Below are 2,359 nucleotides of genomic sequence, written 5' to 3'. Positions count from 1 at the left end.
GCCGACGAAATATCCGCCGTCGCTGAAGCTCTCAATGCCCGACCTCGAAAGACGCTGGGCTGGAAAACTCCAGCCGAAGCGCTTGACCAGCTGATCTCATCAATGAAAATAACCGGCGTTGCGACGACCGATTGAATCCAAGGGATGTTCGGCCAATCCTGTGGTAACTGCCGCCAGCTTTTCTATTTGCTGGCGGGCCATGGGTGCGGCCTGCACCCGGCCTTCCCTGCGCCCTCTTCTGATGTCGAGGGTGCGAGAATGATGCACAACTCGGGCACACCATGCCGCGGGAAGGCGAAGATGTGGGTCAGCTTCAGCCCCCTATTCGGCTGTCATGCCCGCTTCAAGCGGGGCATCCAGTATTCCAGAGGCGGTCGTGCTTGAGCCGATAGGCCGCGGCGTACTGGATTGCCCGGTCACGCCGGGCAATGACAGTTCAGTTTGCTGTTTGAAACGTTGAATCCGAAAAAGCTCGCCCGCGTCACGCCGCGCGCATGCTCGCGATCCCGCCGGCGATGATCTGCATCACCACGCCGGCCATCCAGCCAAGCATGATGACGATGGTCCAGAACATCTCGGGCGTCTCGCGCGAGACGATGACGCCGACCGAGACGAACGCGGTCAGGGTCGCGAGAAACGTGCCGACCGCGCTCAGGAACTCGGCCTGGTCGATCGGCGCGCGGGCGCTCGCCGCCTGCGCTTGCGGCGGCATCGGCGGCGTATCGATGCCGAGATAGAAGCCGACCGCGCCGACCAGCATCATGAACAGCAGGAACGCCTGGTTGGTGAGCCAGGGGACGCTGGAGCCGACATGGGCGGCGACGAACAGGCCGCAGGCGGCGCCCGCCATCGCGAGGCCGGTGCGTTCGAGAAAGTGGGCGAATTTCCTGACCCTGGTCTGCATCGACGCTCTCCTCAGCACGCTGGAAGCATCATACGCGCCCGGTGCTTCATTGCACGCGGGCCCGCCCCCCCACGTCAAGCGATCCCAGGCGGTCGCGCGACAACGGCGACCCCCTGCAATCGTTCCCACCAGAGCCTGCGCCGCGCGGCGGAGACTTTTGGCAAAACTCCGCCGCGCCGCCTTACTCACGCCGCTTTGGGCATCCCGGCGTCGAGATGTTTTAGCCGCGGCAGCACCTCATTCTTGAGCAGCGAGAGCGAATGATGCCAGGCCTCAGCCTTGTGCTTGTAGTCGAAGCCGAACACCAGCAGCACGCCAAAGCCGCCGACCTCGTGCCATATCTGCTCGATCTTTTCGGTGACCGTCGCGGGCGAGCCGACGATCCAGTTGCGCCGTGCGCAGTATTCGACCGTCACGTCGCTGTCGGGCACCTCGGGCGCGTGCTTCAGATAGTCCTTGAAACCGAAATGACCGAGCAGCGGCAGAAAATATTCGCTCATCATGCGGCCCATCATGTCGCCGGCCGAGAGCTTCCACGCCTCCTCGTCGGTATCGGCGACGAACACCTCGCGCACCAGCCGCCAGTCGCGCCGGCTCGGCTTGCGTCCGGTTTTGGCGGCGCCCGCCTCCACCGAATCCCAGTGGCTGCCGACATAGGCCGGGTTGAGGTTGAGGCTCATCGGAATGAAGCCGCGCTCGCCGGCAAGTTTCAGCGTGTCGGAGTTTTTCGACAGGCCGGCGACGCCGATCGGCGGATGCGGCGTTTGCAGCGGCTTGAGATGAGGTTTGAGAAAATCGAACATCGAGTCCGGCTTGTTCACCGTCCAGAATTTGCCCTTGTAGGTGAACGGCGCCGGCTCGCTCCACAGTTTCAGGATGATGTCGAGCGCCTCGCGCGTCATGTCCCGGTTCTGGCCGCTCATGCCGTCGACATTGAACATCGCCCAGTCGCTCGGCAGGCCGGAAGCTGCGACGCCGAAATTCAGCCGGCCGTTCGCAAGGTGGTCGAGCATCGCGACGCGATTGGCGAGCTCGGCGGGATGGTGATAGGGCAAGAGGAAGCCACCGGGGCCGAGTCGGATATTTTTGGTCTGCAGCAGCGCCTGCGCGAGGATGAGATCGGGCGCGGGATGCGGCTCCCATGGCGCGGTGTGGTGCTCGCCGATCCAGGCCTCCTGGTAGCCGAGTTCGTCAAGCCACCGAAGCGTCTGCAGGTCCCAATCCTGGCCCTCCTTCAAGCCGCACTCCGGCGGATGCGAGGGCATCGAGAAATATCCGAGTTCCATGGGTCTTCCTCTCGCTGTTGCTCTTGTGACGCGCCGTTTCGCCGACGCGTTCGTTCACGCACAACATCGAGAACAGACGATCGGATCCCGGTGGCCTCCAAATCTCGTCGCGCGTGGCAGGCAAAGCCTAGCACGTTGCATGATGCGCACAATCGTTGCTGTGCTGCGG

General features: G+C 63.5%; 2 protein-coding genes. Both read right to left on the bottom strand.

Translation table 11 applies throughout. From position 1 onward, the window contains the following. Nucleotides 1-481: 481 nt before the first annotated feature. The gene (locus tag JOZ76_RS25365) at nucleotides 482-904 is read right to left on the bottom strand and encodes a hypothetical protein (RefSeq protein WP_291703293.1); all 423 of its coding nucleotides are present in this window, start codon (nucleotides 902-904) and stop codon (nucleotides 482-484) included. 185 nt (nucleotides 905-1,089) lie between these two features. Further along, a complete protein-coding gene (locus JOZ76_RS25360; RefSeq protein WP_291703291.1) occupies nucleotides 1,090-2,190 on the bottom strand; it encodes an LLM class flavin-dependent oxidoreductase in 1,101 nt (366 codons plus the stop codon). Between the last annotated feature and the right edge of the window lie 169 nt (nucleotides 2,191-2,359).

Origin of the sequence: Bradyrhizobium sp. (genome assembly GCF_019244115.1) — a bacterium.
In the GTDB taxonomy this organism is placed as follows: Bacteria; Pseudomonadota; Alphaproteobacteria; order Rhizobiales; family Xanthobacteraceae; genus Bradyrhizobium.
The sequence above is the reverse complement of the archived record's forward strand: the minus strand, read 5'-3'. Positions and strand labels throughout refer to the sequence as shown.